This is a genomic window from Polaromonas sp. P1_G1, assembly GCF_056405595.1.
The window spans coordinates 1-436 of the sequence record NZ_JBFUBU010000197.1 but is presented as its reverse complement, the minus strand read 5'-3'; the positions used below and the strand labels follow the sequence as shown (position 1 = coordinate 436).

The window sequence follows — 436 nt, the reverse complement described above, 5'->3', positions numbered from 1 at the left end:
GCGCTATAGTTGTGCCCTACCCCACCCACATGGAGCCACCATGACCACCTCCGCAGAAGCCTTGAGTGCCCAAGCCGCCAAGCTGCCGCCCGAAGAGCGACTGGAAGTGGTGGAGCGCATCTTGGACAGTCTGGACCAGCCCGACGCAACACTGGACTCAGCCTGGGCCCACGAAGCAGACGAGCGCTTGGCTGCATACCGGCGCGGTGAAATCGAGGCCGTGGCCTTGTCGGAAGTGATAGCCAAATACCAAGTGAGGCCAAAAGCAGCATGACCGTCCGCCTGTTAGCGCCAGCGCAGGCCGAGCTGGACGAGGCGATAGCGTGGTACGCAGAGCAAGCGCCGGGTCTGGGCGAAGCATTCTTCATTGAAACGCTCAAAGCCATTCAACTGATTGAGCAGCATCCGCAGGCGTGGCACCCACTCACCCCACACA

Annotated in this window: 1 protein-coding gene; it reads left to right on the top strand. The window is 61.5% G+C overall.

Features of this window, described 5'->3' with window-relative positions; all coding sequences use genetic code 11:
* The first annotated feature begins 40 nt into the window (after nucleotides 1–40).
* Nucleotides 41–274 carry an addiction module protein gene (locus AC1D1Y_RS26445; protein ID WP_477684960.1) on the top strand — a complete coding sequence of 78 codons (234 nt, stop codon included), beginning with the start codon at nucleotides 41–43 and terminating at the stop codon, nucleotides 272–274.
* Nucleotides 275–436: the final 162 nt, after the last annotated feature.

What these genes read in the sequence shown, in the direction of transcription:
- AC1D1Y_RS26445 (WP_477684960.1), top strand. Translation starts at nt 41, where the DNA reads ATGACCACCTCCGCAGAAGCCTTGAGTGCCCAAGCCGCCAAGCTGCCG.